The sequence below is a fragment of the Streptococcus sp. CL6.35 genome (genome assembly GCF_049737915.1).
Classification (GTDB): domain Bacteria; phylum Bacillota; class Bacilli; order Lactobacillales; family Streptococcaceae; genus Streptococcus.
This window is the reverse complement of record NZ_JBKOTU010000005.1, coordinates 91,297-108,477: the sequence shown is the minus strand read 5'-3', so window position 1 is coordinate 108,477 and position 17,181 is coordinate 91,297. Positions and strand designations below refer to the sequence as shown.

General features: G+C 37.0%; 14 protein-coding genes. 11 read left to right on the top strand and 3 right to left on the bottom strand.

Annotated elements, in window-relative coordinates; genetic code table 11:
• Positions 1–16: 16 nt before the first annotated feature.
• The 9 genes from ACLNCP_RS07280 to ACLNCP_RS07240 all read left to right on the top strand — a co-directional run bounded on the left by ACLNCP_RS07280 (position 17) and on the right by ACLNCP_RS07240 (position 11,708).
• Positions 17–3,274, top strand: a complete 3,258-nt coding sequence (locus ACLNCP_RS07280) for a helicase-related protein (protein WP_261184883.1) — start codon at positions 17–19, stop codon at positions 3,272–3,274.
• Complete coding sequence (locus ACLNCP_RS07275; RefSeq protein ID WP_261184880.1) at positions 3,267–3,944, top strand: DUF4391 domain-containing protein; 678 nt, start codon at positions 3,267–3,269, stop codon at positions 3,942–3,944. Before ACLNCP_RS07280 ends, ACLNCP_RS07275 begins: the two co-directional genes overlap by 8 nt.
• Positions 3,945–4,450: 506 nt before the next feature.
• On the top strand, positions 4,451–6,139 hold the full coding sequence (locus ACLNCP_RS07270) for a site-specific DNA-methyltransferase (RefSeq protein ID WP_424844273.1): 1,689 nt from the start codon (positions 4,451–4,453) through the stop codon (positions 6,137–6,139).
• 3 nt (positions 6,140–6,142) lie between these two features.
• Complete coding sequence (locus ACLNCP_RS07265; RefSeq protein WP_084865441.1) at positions 6,143–6,535, top strand: hypothetical protein; 393 nt, start codon at positions 6,143–6,145, stop codon at positions 6,533–6,535.
• 11 nt (positions 6,536–6,546) lie between these two features.
• The gene (locus tag ACLNCP_RS07260; protein ID WP_084865443.1) at positions 6,547–7,047 is read left to right on the top strand and encodes a TIR domain-containing protein; all 501 of its coding nucleotides are present in this window, start codon (positions 6,547–6,549) and stop codon (positions 7,045–7,047) included.
• Between the two features lie 138 nt (positions 7,048–7,185).
• A complete protein-coding gene (locus ACLNCP_RS07255) occupies positions 7,186–10,257 on the top strand; it encodes a DEAD/DEAH box helicase family protein (protein WP_261184875.1) in 3,072 nt (1,023 codons plus the stop codon).
• 13 nt (positions 10,258–10,270) lie between these two features.
• A complete protein-coding gene (locus ACLNCP_RS07250; RefSeq protein WP_084886991.1) occupies positions 10,271–10,723 on the top strand; it encodes a CFI-box-CTERM domain-containing protein in 453 nt (150 codons plus the stop codon).
• A gap of 291 nt (positions 10,724–11,014) precedes the next feature.
• Positions 11,015–11,323, top strand: coding sequence for a hypothetical protein (locus ACLNCP_RS07245; protein WP_000661403.1), 309 nt, complete (start codon positions 11,015–11,017; stop codon positions 11,321–11,323).
• 64 nt (positions 11,324–11,387) lie between these two features.
• On the top strand, positions 11,388–11,708 hold the full coding sequence (locus tag ACLNCP_RS07240) for a hypothetical protein (protein ID WP_084886994.1): 321 nt from the start codon (positions 11,388–11,390) through the stop codon (positions 11,706–11,708).
• Positions 11,709–11,800: 92 nt separating this feature from the next.
• On the opposite strand, the gene ACLNCP_RS07235 is transcribed toward ACLNCP_RS07240, so the two are convergent.
• Together ACLNCP_RS07235 and rsmG are read right to left on the bottom strand one after the other, a co-directional pair.
• Positions 11,801–13,084: a uracil-xanthine permease family protein gene (locus tag ACLNCP_RS07235; protein ID WP_004234765.1), complete on the bottom strand. Its 1,284-nt coding sequence runs from the start codon at positions 13,082–13,084 to the stop codon at positions 11,801–11,803.
• A 203-nt stretch (positions 13,085–13,287) separates the two neighbouring features.
• A complete protein-coding gene (gene rsmG / locus ACLNCP_RS07230; protein WP_424844245.1) occupies positions 13,288–14,001 on the bottom strand; it encodes a 16S rRNA (guanine(527)-N(7))-methyltransferase RsmG in 714 nt (237 codons plus the stop codon).
• Between the two features lie 93 nt (positions 14,002–14,094).
• Here rsmG and ACLNCP_RS07225 point away from each other — a divergent pair, with 93 nt between their 5' ends.
• Both ACLNCP_RS07225 and htpX read left to right on the top strand, forming a co-directional pair.
• Complete coding sequence (locus ACLNCP_RS07225) at positions 14,095–14,655, top strand: LemA family protein (RefSeq protein ID WP_000219833.1); 561 nt, start codon at positions 14,095–14,097, stop codon at positions 14,653–14,655.
• A gap of 1 nt (position 14,656) precedes the next feature.
• Positions 14,657–15,556 (top strand): zinc metalloprotease HtpX, encoded by a 900-nt coding sequence (htpX, locus tag ACLNCP_RS07220; protein ID WP_261080081.1) that lies wholly within the window; start codon positions 14,657–14,659, stop codon positions 15,554–15,556.
• Positions 15,557–15,600: 44 nt separating this feature from the next.
• Here the strand turns inward: htpX and ACLNCP_RS07215 are convergent, their stop codons facing one another.
• The gene (locus ACLNCP_RS07215) at positions 15,601–17,127 is read right to left on the bottom strand and encodes an ATP-binding cassette domain-containing protein (protein WP_424844244.1); all 1,527 of its coding nucleotides are present in this window, start codon (positions 17,125–17,127) and stop codon (positions 15,601–15,603) included.
• Between the last annotated feature and the right edge of the window lie 54 nt (positions 17,128–17,181).

The window sequence follows — 17,181 nt, the reverse complement described above, 5'->3', positions numbered from 1 at the left end:
CTAACAGGGAGGAATTATGGAAATTGATAATAGATCAATTCGTCTTGGAGATGAGTTAAAGAAAGAATTGAAATCAGAGAGCCGAGTCAAAATTGCAGCAGCAACCTTTTCAATGTTTGCTTATCAGCAGTTGAAAGAGGAATTGGAGAATATTGAAGAGTTAAAATTTATTTTCACAAATCCGACTTTTGTAACAGATGAAACCAAAACAGATTTCCGTGAATACACGATACCCAAAAAAGAACGGGAACAATCGATTTTTGGTGGAAAGTATGAACTGAAATTGATGAATGAGCTGACCCAAAAAGCGATTGCTCGTGAATGTGCTGATTGGATCCGAAGAAAAGCGCAATTTAAGTCTATTAATATTGAAACAGATGAAATGCCAAATGGTATTCGAATTGAAAATTCGGATGATGTAGTGGCGGTAGATCGTTTGAGAAACTTTGATCGCAAAGAATTAGGATATGAAGCTTCTCTATTTAAAACGAGTAGAAACCTCTATCATGCACCACTTAGTTTAAATTATTTAGATGAATTTGATAATCTTTGGGAAGAAGATGATTATTTTCGTGATGTTACTGAAGAGTTTTTGGAGAATTTAAACCTAGCTCACAAAGAACATTCACCTGAGTTTATTTACTATGTGATGCTATATAATTTATTCAATGAATTTTTAGAAGATATCAATGAAGACTTTTTACCAAATGAAGGGGTTGGTTATACAGAAAGTAAGATTTGGGGGCTGTTATATGATTTCCAAAAGGATGCAGTAAAATCGATCATTTCTAAATTAGAAAAATTTAATGGTTGTATTCTAGCGGATTCGGTTGGTCTAGGGAAGACTTATACAGCTTTAGCGGTCATGACTTATTATGCTTATCGAGGAAAACGTATTTTAGTACTTTGTCCTAAAAAGTTAGAAAATAACTGGAATATGTATCGTCATGATTATGTAAATAATCCAATTTATGATAGACATTTGCTTTATGACGTGCTTTATCATACAGACCTTAGTAGAGATAAAGGACACTCTAATGGAATTGATTTGTCCTTAAATAATTGGCATACTTATGATTTGGTTGTCATTGATGAGTCCCATAATTTTAGAAATGGAGGTTCTAGCGAAAATGACTTATACGAGGGGAGAGAAAATCGATACAGCCGTTTAATGAATCGAATCATAAAGTCTGGTGTTCCTACAAAGGTACTCATGCTATCAGCCACACCTGTTAATAATCGCTTTAATGATTTGAAAAATCAAATTGCTTTAGCCTATGAAGGTGATACGGATCAAATTGATAGTAAATTAGAAACCAAATCATCTATAAATGATATTTTCAGAAACGCTCAATCTGCTTATAATAAGTGGGCTGATCTACCTGCAGAAGAGAGAACAACAGATAAACTGCTATCTACATTAGATTTTGATTTCTTTAAAGTACTTGATAGTGTAACCATAGCTAGAAGTAGAAAACATATTCGCGAATTTTATGATAGAGAAGCCATTGGAGAGTTTCCACAGCGCTTAAAACCTCTTAATTTTGAACCTGATTTAACAGTTTCAAATCTTGGAATTACCTATAAAAAATTATACCACTTACTTGATAAACTGCAGTTGACTATCTATCAACCTTCAATACATATCTACCCATCAAAGAGAGCTAAATACGATAAAAGTAAAGAAGGAAAAATGGGGAATTTAACTCAGTTTGGTCGTGAATCTGGTATCAAAAAACTGATGATGATTAACCTGCTCAAACGTTTAGAAAGTTCTGTCGCAGCTTTTCGATATACTTTAATAGACGTTGTAAAAGATTATGTAGAAAAGACGTTACAGGCTATCGAGGAATATGAATTGACAGGTTTGGATCATTTATCTGTTGATCCTCATCTTAATGAAGATGATTTTGATTTGGAAGATAGTAATTTCGAGTTCTCTATTGGTAAGAAAAATCGGATTGCTCTACAAGATATGGATTATCGTAGTTGGAAGATCGAGTTAGAACAAGATTTTGCAGTATTGACAGAGTTAGAAAATCTAATTAGTAAAATAACACCACAAGAAGATCAAAAACTTCAGACTCTTTTTACCTTGATAGATGAGAAACTAACAAATCCAATCAATGCTGGCAATAAAAAGTTGATCATTTTCTCCGCATTTGCGACAACAACGAACTATCTTTATAAGCATATTAGTCAGTATGTCTTGGATAAGTATGGTCTCTACACTGCTCAGATTTCAGGTACAAAAGGTTTTGCAACAACTCTGGATACTAAAAATAAAGATCTCAATTCGTTACTAACTTATTTCTCTCCTAAATCAAAGTCTCGTGATGTTCTGTTTCCTGGTGATGAGAGTGAAATCGATCTTTTAATTGCAACAGATGTGATTTCTGAAGGGCAAAACTTACAAGATGCAGATATGATGGTTAATTACGATATCCATTGGAATCCTGTCCGTATTGTTCAACGATTTGGTCGTGTGGATCGAATTGGTAGTCTAAATAAATACATTCAATTGGTTAACTTTTGGCCGAACCTTGAGTTAGATGAGTATATCGATCTCAAGTCTAGGGTTGAATCTAGGATGAAGATTTCTGTCTTGACTTCAACAGCGGATGATAATGTTTTATCTAGTGAAGAAATAGAGGATAATAATTACCGAAGAAAACAATTAGAACGTCTTAGAGATGAAGTGGTCGATCTAGAGGAGATGAATGATGGTATTTCCATTATGGATTTAGGCTTAGAAGATTATCGTATGGACCTTCTTAAGTATTTGGAAGAACATCCTGAGTTGGAAAAAGTTCCGAAAGGATTGCAAGCTATTTTACCTGCCTCCAATAAAGAATCAGAAGGTGTCATTTTCGTCCTAAAAAACAAAGAACAGTTAAAAGGAAAAAATAATCAGAATCAGCTTCACCCATATTATATCCTCTACATCAATAGAAATGGAGAATTACTGTTATCTCCGTCTGAAAGCAAGAAAATATTGGAGCACCTCAGTAGCATTTGTCGGGGTCAAAGTAAACCATTGAGTCAGGTGGTAGACAAGTTCAATCGTCAAACAAAAGATGGTAAAGAAATGGTTGTTTATTCGGAATTGCTTCAAGAGGCAATCGATCAATTAATGGAACATAATCAGATTTCAACTATGGATGCCCTATTTAACTTTGGATCTGTTGACTTGATGAATACTAGCATCGAGGGAATGGATGATTTTGAGTTAATTTGTTTCTTCATATTGATGAAAGGGGATTCTGATGATTAAATTTCCATCCTATACAGCCTTATCAAGACCTCACATTCTATATCGGCCTCATAAAAAGGGTAATAGTGATTTTTTTGATAATCTTAATGTATCTGTGAAAGAAAAGAAAGATTTAAGAGAACAGATTAGAGCAATTCAAATTACGCATCAGATTGATACAAGTACCACTAATATTCTTGCTGGCAAAAAAGTGAAGCAAATCATGGTTTTAGAAATAGAACTCGAACAAATGGATGTTTCCTTAACTTTATTAGAACAGATAGATATAAGATTAGGGATTTACACAGCCTTTGTTTTAAAATATCCACAAGGTAGAGAAGAACTTCTTATTCATTATAAAGAGCCATTAAGTCAAGAAAAGGATGGCAAGCACTTTAAGATTGTCCGTCGCTTTCAGACTCATGATGATGTAATCATTGACTTTGAGGGAAATGATTTAGATGATGTTTATGAGAGTCTTGTAAAAGAAACTGGTAAGAAAGAATTACAAGTTTTAGAAAAAAGTAATCTTAGAAACTCTATTGAACTCAGTGACCAATTCGATAAATTAGAAAAAAAGGCACAACAGTTAAAGAAAAAGATGTATTCTGAAAAATCAATGAGAAAACAAATGGAAACCAAAAGAGAATATCAGGCTACATTGAAAGAAATAGAAGCATTAAAGAAGTAAAATTGACTGTAAGTTTAGCTAAGTAAAATCAGAAATTGAGATTAGAGAACTCTTTTGATTTCAACCCCTATTTTTGATAGAATGAAGCTGTAATTTGTTAAAAATTAAGCATTACAAAGATAGGATAAGCCAACTTAATTTTTTATAAAATTAAAATTACAAAAGCTTGACAAAGCTAAGAAAGGATACTACCATGAGCACAGCACAGCACAGCACAGCACAGCACAGCACAGCACAGCACAGCACAGCACAGCACAGCACAGCACAGCACAGCACAGCACAGCACAGCACAGCACAGCACAGCACAGCACAGCACAGCACAGCAAACAGGTGAAAACTCTGGACTTGAGAAATTAACTCTCACTTCAAAAGATGTTTTTACAGATAATATTTCAAAAATTGGTCAACTTTTTCCTGAAGTTCTGACGGAAAAGAGGGATGAATACGGCAAATTACGTCCTGCTATTGACTTTGAGAAACTTAAACAGTTTTTGTCAGAGGAAATTGTGGATGGTCGAGAATCCTATGAGTTTACTTGGGTTGGAAAGCGTGAAGCTATTGCAGAAGCTGGGCGACCAACTACCAAAACCTTAAGACCAGATCTTGATGAAAGTGTTGATTTTGAAAACAGTGAAAATGTCTTTATTACTGGGGATAATTTAGAAGTCTTAAAAATCCTACAAGAATCCTATCTAGGAAAAATCGATATGATTTATATCGATCCACCCTATAATACAGGGAAAGACTTTGTATATTCTGATAAGTTCCAAAAAACAGATGAAGAACTGAAAGAAGATATGGAACTTTTGGATGAAGAAGGTCGCCAGGTAGTTGGGCTTACAAAAAACGAAAAGACTTCGGCCCGTTACCACTCAGACTGGCTCAATATGATGTATCCACGCATCCGTCTAGCGCGTAATCTCCTCAAGGATTCAGGTGTTATCTTTATCTCTATTGATGATAATGAACAAGCGAATCTGAAGACTATCTGTGATGAGGTTTTTGGGGAGGAGAACAATGTTGGGAATATTGCATGGAGAAGATTTAACTCTCAAGCTAATGTAGGAATATTTTCAACAGTTAAAGATACAATTCTAATTTATTCTAAAAATTATAATAGTTTAAATTTTGGTAGGATACCATTGACTGATACTGCTAAAAAAGAATATCAGTATAAAGATGAGAAAGGTAAATATGCCCGTAGACCTTGTATTGATAGTGTTCGTGGTAGATATTCTTATAAAGTCCAATTGGAAAATGGAAATGTTTTAACTGAAAATTGGATGATATCAGAAGATGAATTTAGAAAGTTAGACTCTGAGGGATTAATACATTGGCCACAAAACGGTGGAAATCCAATGAGGAAGATATATTTAAGTGATTCTATAAGAAAAGGACAGATATCATCTGATTTTTGGGGTTCTGAATTTGGAAATAATAAAAATGCTACAGAAGAAATAAAAAAATTATTTAATGGTCAGAGGGTGTTTGATTTTCCTAAACCCACAAAGCTTCTTGGAAATTTGATTAGTCTGGGTTCTCCAGAATCTGGGATGATTCTAGACTTCTTCGGTGGTTCTGCTACGACGGCAGATGCAGTCATGCAACTGAATGCTGAAGATGGTGGAAATCGTAAGTTTATCCTGTGTACGTTGGATGAGGAAGTAGCAGATAAGTCTGCTGCTAAAGAAGCAGGATATGAAACCATTGACCAAATTTCACGTGAGCGGATTCGTCGTGCTGCTGCCAAGATTCAGGAGGAGCATCCTGAATTGATTGGCAAACAAGACTTTGGCTTCAAAGCCTATAAGTTAGATTCTTCAAATTTCAAGGATGTTTCAGCTCGACCGGATCAATTTATTCAAGGAGAACTCTTTGATAGTGTATCTAATATCAAGGAAGGACGTACTGGCCTTGACTTGCTTTTCCAAGTTATGCTGACATGGGGGATGGAACTATCACTAGCTATTGATTTGGATAAAGTAACAGGAGCGGAAGTCTATGACGTAGATCAAGGATCACTCATGGCTTGTTTTGAAGATGAAATCTCTGAAGAAGTTATCCGTCACATCGCTCAAGCACAACCACTCCGTGCAGTTTTTCGTGATAGCTCATTTGCCAATTCAGCAGATAAGATTAACGTAAGTGAAATCTTTAAAAAATTATCACCTCATACCAAAGTGAAGGTGGTGTAGAGTATGAGTGAATACAATGTAAAACATTTAGAGATGATACAAGCTATTATTGAACGGATGGGTAATAATTCTTTTATCATTAAAGGATGGTCGTTTACTTCCATAGGAGCCTTGTTCGCATTTTGGTTTAGTAATACCAGTATGTGGTATATACTTCTTTTAAATTTTTGTGTGACTATCTTATTCTGGTTTCATGATGCATATTATTTGTCATTAGAACGACAATTTAGACGTTTATACGATGAGGTAAGATTAAGTGATATAGAAACAGATTTTAGAATGACTCCAAAACAAGAAGAAGGGGATTTTCTGATAGCACTATTTCGTCCCATTTTAAAGTATACCTATGGTTTAATAGTTATTGCTACATTGACACTTTTAATTGTTTTTAGATAAGTGGGGAAAGTATGAAGAGACAAGTATTTTTTAGCTTTCACTATAGTAATGATAACTGGCGAGCATCACAAGTTAGAAATATGGGGAGAGTATCAGGCGAGTCTACTTTTTCAGATAATGAATGGGAAGAAGTAAAATTAAAATCTGATGCAATGATAGAATCATGGATAGATAATCAAATGGCAAAGCGTTCATGTGTGGTTGTTTTGATTGGTGAGAACACCGCTGGACGTAAATGGATTAACTATGAGATTAAAAAAGCAATTGAGTTGGATAAAGGAATCGTAGGCATATATATTCATAATTTAAAGGATAGATTTGGAAATCAAAATAATCAAGGAAGAAATCCATTTGACGATTTTAAATTATCACGAACCGGCAGATCGTTATCCAGTTATATCCGTTGTTATAAATCTCCATTCACTACTTCAAAGTATGTTTATGAAGATATTCAAAGTAACATGGAGGAATTGATAGAGTATGCTATTTCTCATAGACCATCAACATGGTAGCCAATGTTATTAGTAATAGACTAAATAGTAGATATCAAAGGTATATAATATTGAAATTTTGTGACATTTGTAAGCAGTTAACAAAGTGTTGATTATATATAATTACTCTAAAAAGATAAGAATTTAAGAAAATAAATTATGAAACTACAATTTAAAAAACAACAATTCCAGTTAGATGCGGTTAGTGCCATTGCAGATTTATTTCAAGGGCAAGCCAAAAATGCTGGAGTTCAGTATATGGCGGATCCAGGTCGTCTCAAGTCAGATGAGGTAGATTTGGTTTTAGATGCTTATCGAAATGCACCGATTCAATTGAGTCAAGCAAGTATACGAGAAAATGTTCATACTATGCAAACTCGTTATGGTTTACGTCCTTCTGATAAACTATCGATTGATATGATTGCTGGACGAGAAGCTTACAATTTTTCCATAGAGATGGAGACGGGAACAGGGAAGACCTACACGTATATCCGTACAATTATGGAGTTGAATAAACGGTATGGCTGGCTTAAATTTGTCATTGTCGTTCCAAGTGTAGCCATTCGTGAAGGAGTTCTCAAATCTCTACAGATCATGTCAAGTCACTTTCAGATGGAGTACGGCAAACAACCACGCTATTTTGTCTACGATTCTTCACGTTTAAGTGATTTGGATAGTTTTGCCAATTCGTCAGACCTTCAAATCATGGTCATCAACTCTCAAGCTTTCAATAAAAAAGAAAAAGATCTGATTCATTCAGAACGTGAGAACTTCCGTTGGCGTCGTCCAATTGATGTACTGGCAGCTATGAATCCGATTATGATTATTGATGAACCTCAGTCTGTTGAAGGGAAACAGACAAAGGAAAGACTAAAAGATTTCAAACCATTGTTTACATTACGTTATTCGGCTACCCATAAAGAAAAGCATGATATGGTTTATAGATTGGATGCCATGGATGCTTACAATCAAAAATTGGTGAAGAAGATTGCGGTTAAGGCTATTGAGCAAACTGGGACGACAGGAACACAAGGCTATCTTTATCTACAAGAAATCATTCCACAAAAAACAGGAGCACCCAAAGCAAAAATTGAGTTTGAAGTAAAAACGCATTCAGGTGTCAAAAGGAAATTGAAAGTAGTGGAAGAACCCTTTGATTTGTATGCTGAATCAGGGAATTTATCTGCTTATAAAGGAATGACCCTTAGTCACTTTGATGCAAGAGAGAACAAACTTCAAGTTGGTGTGACGCAAGAACTTTATGTCGGTGAAGTGATAGGGGAAGTGGATGAGTCTAGCATCAGAAGAATTCAAATTCGAGAGACTATAAAAAGTCATATCGAAAAAGAAAGTAAACTGTACAATCGAAGAATTAAAGTATTATCCTTATTTTTCATCGATGAAGTGGCCAAGTATAAACAATATGATGAAAATAATGATGCCTATAATGGAGAATACGCTCAGATTTTTGAAGAAGAATATCGAAATCAAGTAAATCAGTTTATCCAAACACAGGAACCAACTCCTTATCGTAGATATTTGGAGGCTAATCTTGAAGGAAATTCAGTTCATGCTGGTTACTTTTCGGTAGATAAAGTGAAGAAGTCGGATAAGACCATTTTTGTGGACTATAAATCTGCCAGTGAAAAGAAGAACAATCTTTCAAATGACACTGATGCCTATGACTTGATTATGAAGGACAAGGAGCGTTTATTGAGCTTTGAAGAGCCAGTTCGTTTCCTCTTTTCTCACTCAGCTCTAAAAGAGGGGTGGGATAATCCAAATGTCTTTCAAATCTGTACGCTTAAGCAATCTTCAGCAGAGACTCGTAAACGTCAAGAAATCGGTCGTGGTATGCGTTTGGCAGTTGACCAAAATGGAATTCGTCAGGATTTTGAACTCTTAGGAAATGATGTTCATGAAATCAATAAACTGACAGTAATTGCAAATGAAAGCTATGATCAATTTGCTCGAAATCTACAAGAAGAAATCAAAGAACTCTTAGCAGACCGTCCTGTAAAAGTGGATGTTACTCTCTTTACGAATAAAGTTCTAACAAATCAAGAAGGACAAACAATACGTATTACCAAGGAACAAGCAGATTCGATTTATTTTGATTTGATCCGACAAGGCTATATAGACCGTGAAGGACAATTGACTACAGAATATTTTACTGCAAAAGAAAATCATCAGTTGCAACTGTCTGAAACACTAGCAGGTTATGAGGATAAGCTAGTAGAGATATTGGAGAGCGTTTATCATGCTGGACAGTATGAAATTGAAAATGCCAATAATGCGGTAATTCAATTTTCAAATGAGGTCAATCAAGAAAATATTGCCCGAAAAGAATTTTTAAATCTCTGGAAGCAAATCAATCGAAAGACAAGCTATCAAGTAGAATTTGATGATGCGGAGTTGGTAAAACATTCGGTTGACTACATTAATGAGAAATTAGTCGTTAGCAAACCAAGCTTTCATATAACTCAGGCAAGTGCAGCTGATATGAGTAAAGAAGAGGGACTGAACTTTACAGTTGCTGAAAATGATCGTCAGCAAGAATATCTAACGGATTCGCAGATTATGACCAAATATGATTTACTAGGGGAGATTGCTGATCAGACTGGTTTAACTCGTAAGTTGGTTGCGGAAATATTAAGTAAAATCTATGTCTACCAATTTGACAAGTTTAAACAGAATCCAGAAGAGTTTATTCTTAAGATTTCAAAACTAATTAATGAACAAAAAGCAAGTCAAATTATCAAGCATATTCAGTATAATGTGTTAAATGAAGAGTATGATATGGACTTGTTTTATGACAATCCTGAAACTGCTAACAGATCAGATGATCACTTACTTGAATCCAAAAAAGGGATTTACAATTTTGTAAAAGTTGATTCCAATACGGAGAAGACCTTTAAAGAATCTTTGGAACAATACGAGGATGTTCGTGTTTATGTGAAGTTACCAGGGAAGTTCAGTATTGCGACTCCGCTTGGGAACTATAACCCTGACTGGGCAATTGCCTTCCGTGAAGGTAGTGTAAAGCATATCTATTTTGTTGCAGAAACGAAAGGCTCCATGTCTAGTCTTCAATTAAAACAAGCTGAGCAAGCAAAAATTGCATGTGCGCGTGCTCACTTTAAAGCGTTAGTTCAAGCTGGATCGATTAATGATCAGCACATCTATGATGTGGTTTCAAGTTACGAGGAATTATTAAATATTGTAAGATAGTGAGGAAAAAGAAATGGAATTTGTTGTATATCGTAAGGGAAGAGAAGTAGCTATTTTTCAACGTAGGAGTGATGCAGAGAGATATGTGCGCTCTAAAACTGGATTTTTCGGTGAACCAGATGCTTATTATCAAATTGAACAAAGAGGTTGTTATTTGACAGAAGCAGCGGTAACTTACAAGGGATTGGCAGATGACTGCGATGAATTGATGACTTTGAGAAAATTCAGGGATTCTTATCTAGCCTTGCAAGATGGTGGTCAGGAGGAAATTGAATCCTACTATAAGATGGCTCCTCAAATTGTTGCCAAGTTAGATGAACATCCAAATCGTGAGGAAATACTAGAGTCTATCTGGTCAGAACTTGTCTTACCTTGTGTTTCCTTGATTAATGCAGGAGAGAATCAAGCTTGCCATCAATTATATAAAACATATACACTAGAACTATCTCAAAAAGTGGTTCAATAAAACGATTAGAATATACAAAAAGAGTTCGGCTCCTCGCTAACTTGTATAGTGAAGAGGTCCCCCTATTCTATTTAGATCCCCAATACCAAAACAAGCGTCTCAAGCTAATCGCAAACTCAACTTATATTGAAGATTTTGAGTGGTATGATGATGAGACAAAAGAAGCCAATTTCTCTAGATGGCTTGATGAAATGGTGGGGCTGCAAGGGGTTATTTTTACCCCTTGGGATTTAAGGAACTAAGAAAACTATATAAATAGTATCAACTAACACAAAAAGGAATAATAAAGAAATGAAAGAACTAAATTTTTTGAAATATGCAACTATTGTATTTATGCTTTTTATCTTCTTTTGGGTAAGCTTTGGTGGTTATATCTTAGGAACTCAAGGAAATAATGAAGTAGAAACAGAGCAACAGATAAATAAAAAGATAGAAGATAGTGGATTGAAAGCAGAAATGAAAGACGCTGAGATTTTGAGTAAGTTTTACAATGAAAAAGGCTATTTTATAGTAGTGTACAATGGTACTACAAAAGCCCCAGAAGTCTTCCAAGTTGATTTTTCTGAATGGGAGCTTATGAGTGTGGGTGAGCTGTATTAAAACGCTGTAGGAGGCTTGTGAGAGCCTTCTAGGGGGATGTTAGAAAGAGAGATAAAAAGATAACATGAAAAGAGATAATGGGGATTATAATTTGTTTAAATTTGTAGGGTTTGGGGCTGTAGTGTTTTGCTTATTTATTATTATAGGGTCAAGTTTTGTAACTGTTGGGTTAGATAGTAAAGAGCCTAAAATAGCACAAACAGAAAGCGCAGTAAGTCAAGAAGGCAAGTTACGTACTAATTTAAATGATGGTACAATTTTAGGTAAATTTTGGAATAGTGAAGGGCATTTTGTCGTAGTGTATGATGAGGAAACAAAAGTTGCTAAGATTTACCCAGTGAAGGAAAAGGAATGGGTTGAGTATAGAGTAGGGGAACTATATTAAACAGCGTTAGAGGGGATACACTCACTTCTAAGTATCAAAAAAATGAGCACTTCCGTAATTGGAAATGCTCGTTTTTTGATATGTTTAGACTTTTAGTCTTTATTTTCGTATGGCAAGATTAAGTTCAAAATAATTCCTGTCATGGCTGATAGGGCAGTACCTGAAAGGGTAACTGGACCAAGTTTAAGGATAGCTCCTCCAAGTCCAAGTACCAACATAGCACTTGCGATGATTAGGTTACGCATTTGACTGAAGTCAACACGTTCTTTAATCAAGACTTTCAAACCGTTGCTGGCGATAACCCCATAGAGAAGGATTGACATACCACCAAGTACAGCGTTTGGAATAGTTGAAATCAAGGCAGTGAATTTACCAAGGAAGCTAAGGGCAATTGCGATGAAGGCAGCGTTACGGATAACTGAGACAGAAGCGATACGAGTCATACCGATAACCCCTGTATTTTCTCCGTAAGTTGTATTGGCTGGTCCACCAAGGAAGGCAGAAACTGAAGTTGCGATACCGTCACCAAGAAGAGTACGGTGAAGACCTGGTTCTTTCAAGAATTGACGGCCACAGATTTGACCCAAAACAGTATGGTCACCGATATGTTCAGAAATTGTTACGATAGCGATTGGCAAGATAGCGATAGTTTCTGGACCAAAGTAAAGATTGTATTCTTTAAAGGCACCACCTGTGCTAAATGGCAAGTAGAAACCAGGAATTTCGAACCAGTTGGCTTTAAGAACTGGTGTAAAATCAACCAAGCCAAGAGTTAGTGCGAAGAGGTAACCACCGATAATGGCAAAGAGGAAAGGAATGATTCGTAGGAAGCCTTTTCCCTTTGTATTGATAAAGGCAGCAATCAAGAAAGTAACAACTGCTACAAGAGCATTTTTCCAATTTCCGTCTGCTACAAGACCTGCATTGGTCACAGCTGAACCTGCAAGTCCAAGACCGATAACGATGATCATAGGTCCGATGATGATTGGTGGCAAGAGTTTATCAATCCATTTTGTACCTGCAAAACGAACACCAGCAGCCACAAGGACATAGACCAAACCAGTCAAGATAACCCCTGTTTGAGCAGCAGATACATCACCACCCATTTCTTTCATAGCAAGTGACATTGCTGTGATAAAGGCAAAAGAAGAACCTAGATAAACTGGAACTTTAAAACCAGTTGAAATCATGTAGATGAGTGTCCCAACACCTGAAGCAAAAAGGGCAACAGATACAGGCATTCCCAAAATCAAGGGTACTAAGATGGTCGCACCAAACATGGCGAAAACGTGTTGGAAGCTAAGGAGAATTCCTTTTCCAGCTGAAGGACGTTGGTCAACGTCTAGTAACAAATCAACAGTTGATTCTTGTTTCATATAAACCTCACTTTTGGGCATCAAAAAAGAGCCCATTATTTTACAGCAATAGGCCCTCAGAGTAAGACTTCTTTAAAATTTAGATTTTAAAGAGTTTCAAATATTTCTGCGTCTTCGTCACCTCACGGGATGACATTAAAAACCTTTGCTTGTGATAGTATAGCAGAAATTCCGAACTTTGTAAACATTTTTTACTAAAAAATTTAAAGCGGGCGTTTATTTGGCATGCCAGCCTTACGTGGATATTTATTTGGTGTTTCTTTTTTCTTTTCTACCACTGTGATGTAACGCGGATCTCCATTTGGTAGGGCGTAGCTGAGATTGTCTTCGACCTTACTGAAGAGGAGATTGAGGGCATTCTTAGCTTCTAACAATTCCTCAGGGGCATTGCTGGCCTTGAGTGCCAATAGCTTGCCACCGACTTTAAGGTAAGGAATGGTCAATTCAGATAGGACCTGCATACGGGCAACCGCACGAGCCGTTACAAAATCATACTGAGCACGGAAGTTCTTGTCTTGGGCAAAATCTTCGGCACGTCCATGGTAGAAATGAACATCGTCTAAATCCAGTTCTTGAGCCAAAAGTTGGAGGAAGTTGATGCGTTTATTGAGCGAATCAATGATGGTCACATCTAACTGAGGATAGAGGATTTTCATTGGTAGACTAGGAAATCCTGCACCGGCTCCAATATCAAGCAATTTGATATTTTCATTGGGAATCAAGCCTTGCAGAATAGGTGCAATCGAATCGTAAAAATGTTTGAGATAAACTTCTTCCTTGTCCGTAATGGCTGTTAAATTAATCTTTTCATTCCACTCGACCAAGAGCTCAAAATAGCGTTCAAATTGTTCTTTTTGCTGGTCCGAAAGTGGAAGATTCTGCTCGGCAAGCAAGTTGTAAAATGTTTCTGGTTTCATAGTTATTTCCTTCTTTAGTATCATCTTATTTTACCACAATCATTAAAAATTTGATATACTGGTACTAATCTAAAAGCAGAAAGGACTTATATAATGACTTGGATTATTCTTGGAGTTTTAGCTCTTATTGTGATTTTTGTGATTGTTAGCTATAACGGTTTGGTTAAGAATCGTATGCAAACAAAGGAGGCTTGGAGTCAGATTGATGTTCAGTTGAAACGTCGAAATGACCTCTTGCCAAACTTGATTGAGACTGTAAAAGGTTATGCCAAATATGAAGGTTCTACCCTTGAAAAGGTGGCAGAACTACGTAACCAAGTGGCGGCAGCGACTTCACCAGCAGAAGCTATGAAAGCTAGTGATGCCCTTACTCGTCAGGTTTCAGGTATTTTTGCAGTTGCAGAAAGCTATCCAGATTTGAAAGCTAGTGCAAACTTTGTTAAATTGCAAGAGGAGTTGACAAACACAGAAAATAAAATTTCTTACTCTCGTCAACTCTACAACAGTGTTGTCAGCAACTACAATGTAAAATTAGAAACTTTCCCAAGCAATATTATCGCTGGAATGTTTGGATTTAAAGCAGCAGATTTCCTTCAAACACCAGAAGAGGAAAAGGCAGTTCCTAAAGTTGATTTTAGCGGTTTAGGTGACTAAGATGTTGTTTGATCAAATTGCAAGCAATAAACGAAAAACCTGGATTTTGTTGCTGGTATTTTTCCTACTCTTAGCTCTTGTTGGCTATGCGGTTGGTTACCTCTTTATGCGGTCTGGGCTTGGTGGTTTGATTATCGCACTAATTATCGGCTTTATCTACGCTTTGTCCATGATTTTTCAATCGACAGAGATTGTCATGTCCATGAATGGAGCGCGTGAGGTGGATGAGCAAACGGCACCAGACCTCTACCATGTAGTAGAAGATATGGCTATGGTCGCTCAGATTCCTATGCCCCGTGTTTTCATCATTGATGATCCAGCCTTAAATGCCTTTGCGACAGGTTCTAACCCTCAAAATGCGGCGGTTGCTGCGACTTCAGGTCTCCTTGCTATCATGAATCGCGAGGAGCTAGAAGCTGTTATGGGACATGAAGTCAGTCATATCCGTAACTACGATATTCGTATTTCGACTATTGCTGTCGCCCTTGCTAGTGCCATCACCATGCTTTCTAGTATGGCAGGTCGTATGATGTGGTGGGGTGGAGCAGGTCGCAGACGAAGTGATGATGACCGAGAAGGAAATGGTCTTGAAATCATTATGCTAGTGGTTTCCCTACTTGCAATTGTGCTGGCACCTCTCGCTGCAACCTTGGTGCAACTAGCTATTTCTCGTCAGAGGGAATTTCTAGCTGATGCTTCCAGTGTCGAGTTGACCCGCAATCCTCAAGGGATGATTAATGCTCTACGTAAGTTGGATAATAGTAAACCGATGAGTCGTCCTGTCGATGATGCCAGCAGTGCACTTTATATCAATGATCCTAAGAAAGGGGGAGGGTTCCAAAAACTCTTTTATACCCATCCACCTATCTCAGAACGGATTGAACGTTTAAAACATATGTAAAAGAAATCCAGAGATCGTCTCTGGATTTTTGCTATGTTGCAAATTTATAAATCTTCAAAATTAACTACCTCCAAACCGTGTTCTGTTAAGCGATAGATGATTGAACAGACCTCTTTTAAGAAACGACGGTCATGTGAAACAGTGATGAGACCGCCCGGATAGGTTGCAAAGAGTTTTCTGATGTGGGGTTGAGAAGTGGGTGAAAAGTTTCGTGTTGTTTCATCCAGAAGTAGAAAGTTTGGTTTTCGTAGCACTAAATCCAAAAGCAGAAGTTTCCCCTGTTGCCCGCCAGATAAGAAGCGAATTTGATGCTGCATTTCTGGATAACTGAAATTGAGACTGGCTAAGTGAGATTGGATTTTCTGCAGTTCCTCTTTTTCCCCAGTTTTGCTGAGATAGGCTATTGGTGATAAATCCAATTGCAGTTTTTTGTAGTAATCTTGTGGCATAAAACCAAGCGAAATCTCTCTTTTATCATTCAGAAGTTGCTGTAATTTGGCTAACAGAGTTGATTTCCCAACACCATTTGGCCCGATAATACCAATTTTTTCTTGCCCACGGACAGTTAGTTGTAGTTCTTGAGCCAAAACTTGGTCGCCAATGGACAAATTTTCTTTTTCCAGTTGGATTAAGACTTTAGAAGCCGGTAATGGTTGGATGTCTGAGAAGAAAAGTCTGATTTCTTCCTCTTCAAGTGGCTTTTGGGTCATGGACTGAGCTGCCCTTTCGTAGCGTTTTTCTTGTGAGAGGACAGTTTTCATCTTTTTAGCCAATAGGCGACCGGCAGTACTGTCTTTGGTAGCTCGAAGTGCAGTTTCTACATTTTGCTTAACTCGTTGATGTTTTTCCATGGTTTTATCGTAGGCTCTTTGGTCGTTGGCTGCTTGCTGGCTTTGTCTGGCAAAATTAGCCTTTCTCTGGTCGCTATAGCTATCATAGTCTAAATGCTCTACTAACGTTTCTGCTTCTTTACGGTGCTTGACCAGTCGCAAGTGGACAATAGTGTCTGCCGTTTGAGACAGAAAGTCCTCATCATGGGAGATGAAAATAACAGTTTGCCTCATCTTCTGTATCTGTCTTTTTAGCCAATCAACCGTCTCAAGGTCTAGGTCATTTGAAGGTTCATCTAAAAATAAAATCTCAAAGGGTTTGGTTAACTCATGGATGAGCTGAATTTTCAAAGCTTCGCCCCCTGATAGACTGCCAATCTCTTGGTTGCTAGCGAAGCGATCGCCATCAAAATGCAATTCCTCAGCCAAACGATAGAGGATACTGTAGTCTAAATCAAGAGAATCTAAAAAGAAGTAGTCGTGTAGAGTTTTCTTTTTCAGCTCCTCGGGAAGTTTTTGAGGAATATAGGCCAGTGACTGATAGTCAGACTGGATGTCTCCCTTGATAGTGAAATCAGGCAAAGCTTCCCCCATTAGAGTTTTAAGCAAGGTTGATTTGCCATTTCCTTCCTCTCCAATAATAGCTACTTTTTCCCCGTCTTGGATAGTCATGTTTAAGTCTGAGACAAGATCACGCAAATCTTTGTTTTGTGTGATGGTCAGATGATTGATTTTTATCATATTGTTGCCCTTTCTAGAATGTCCAATAGTGCATAACAAAAAGCTCTACTTTAC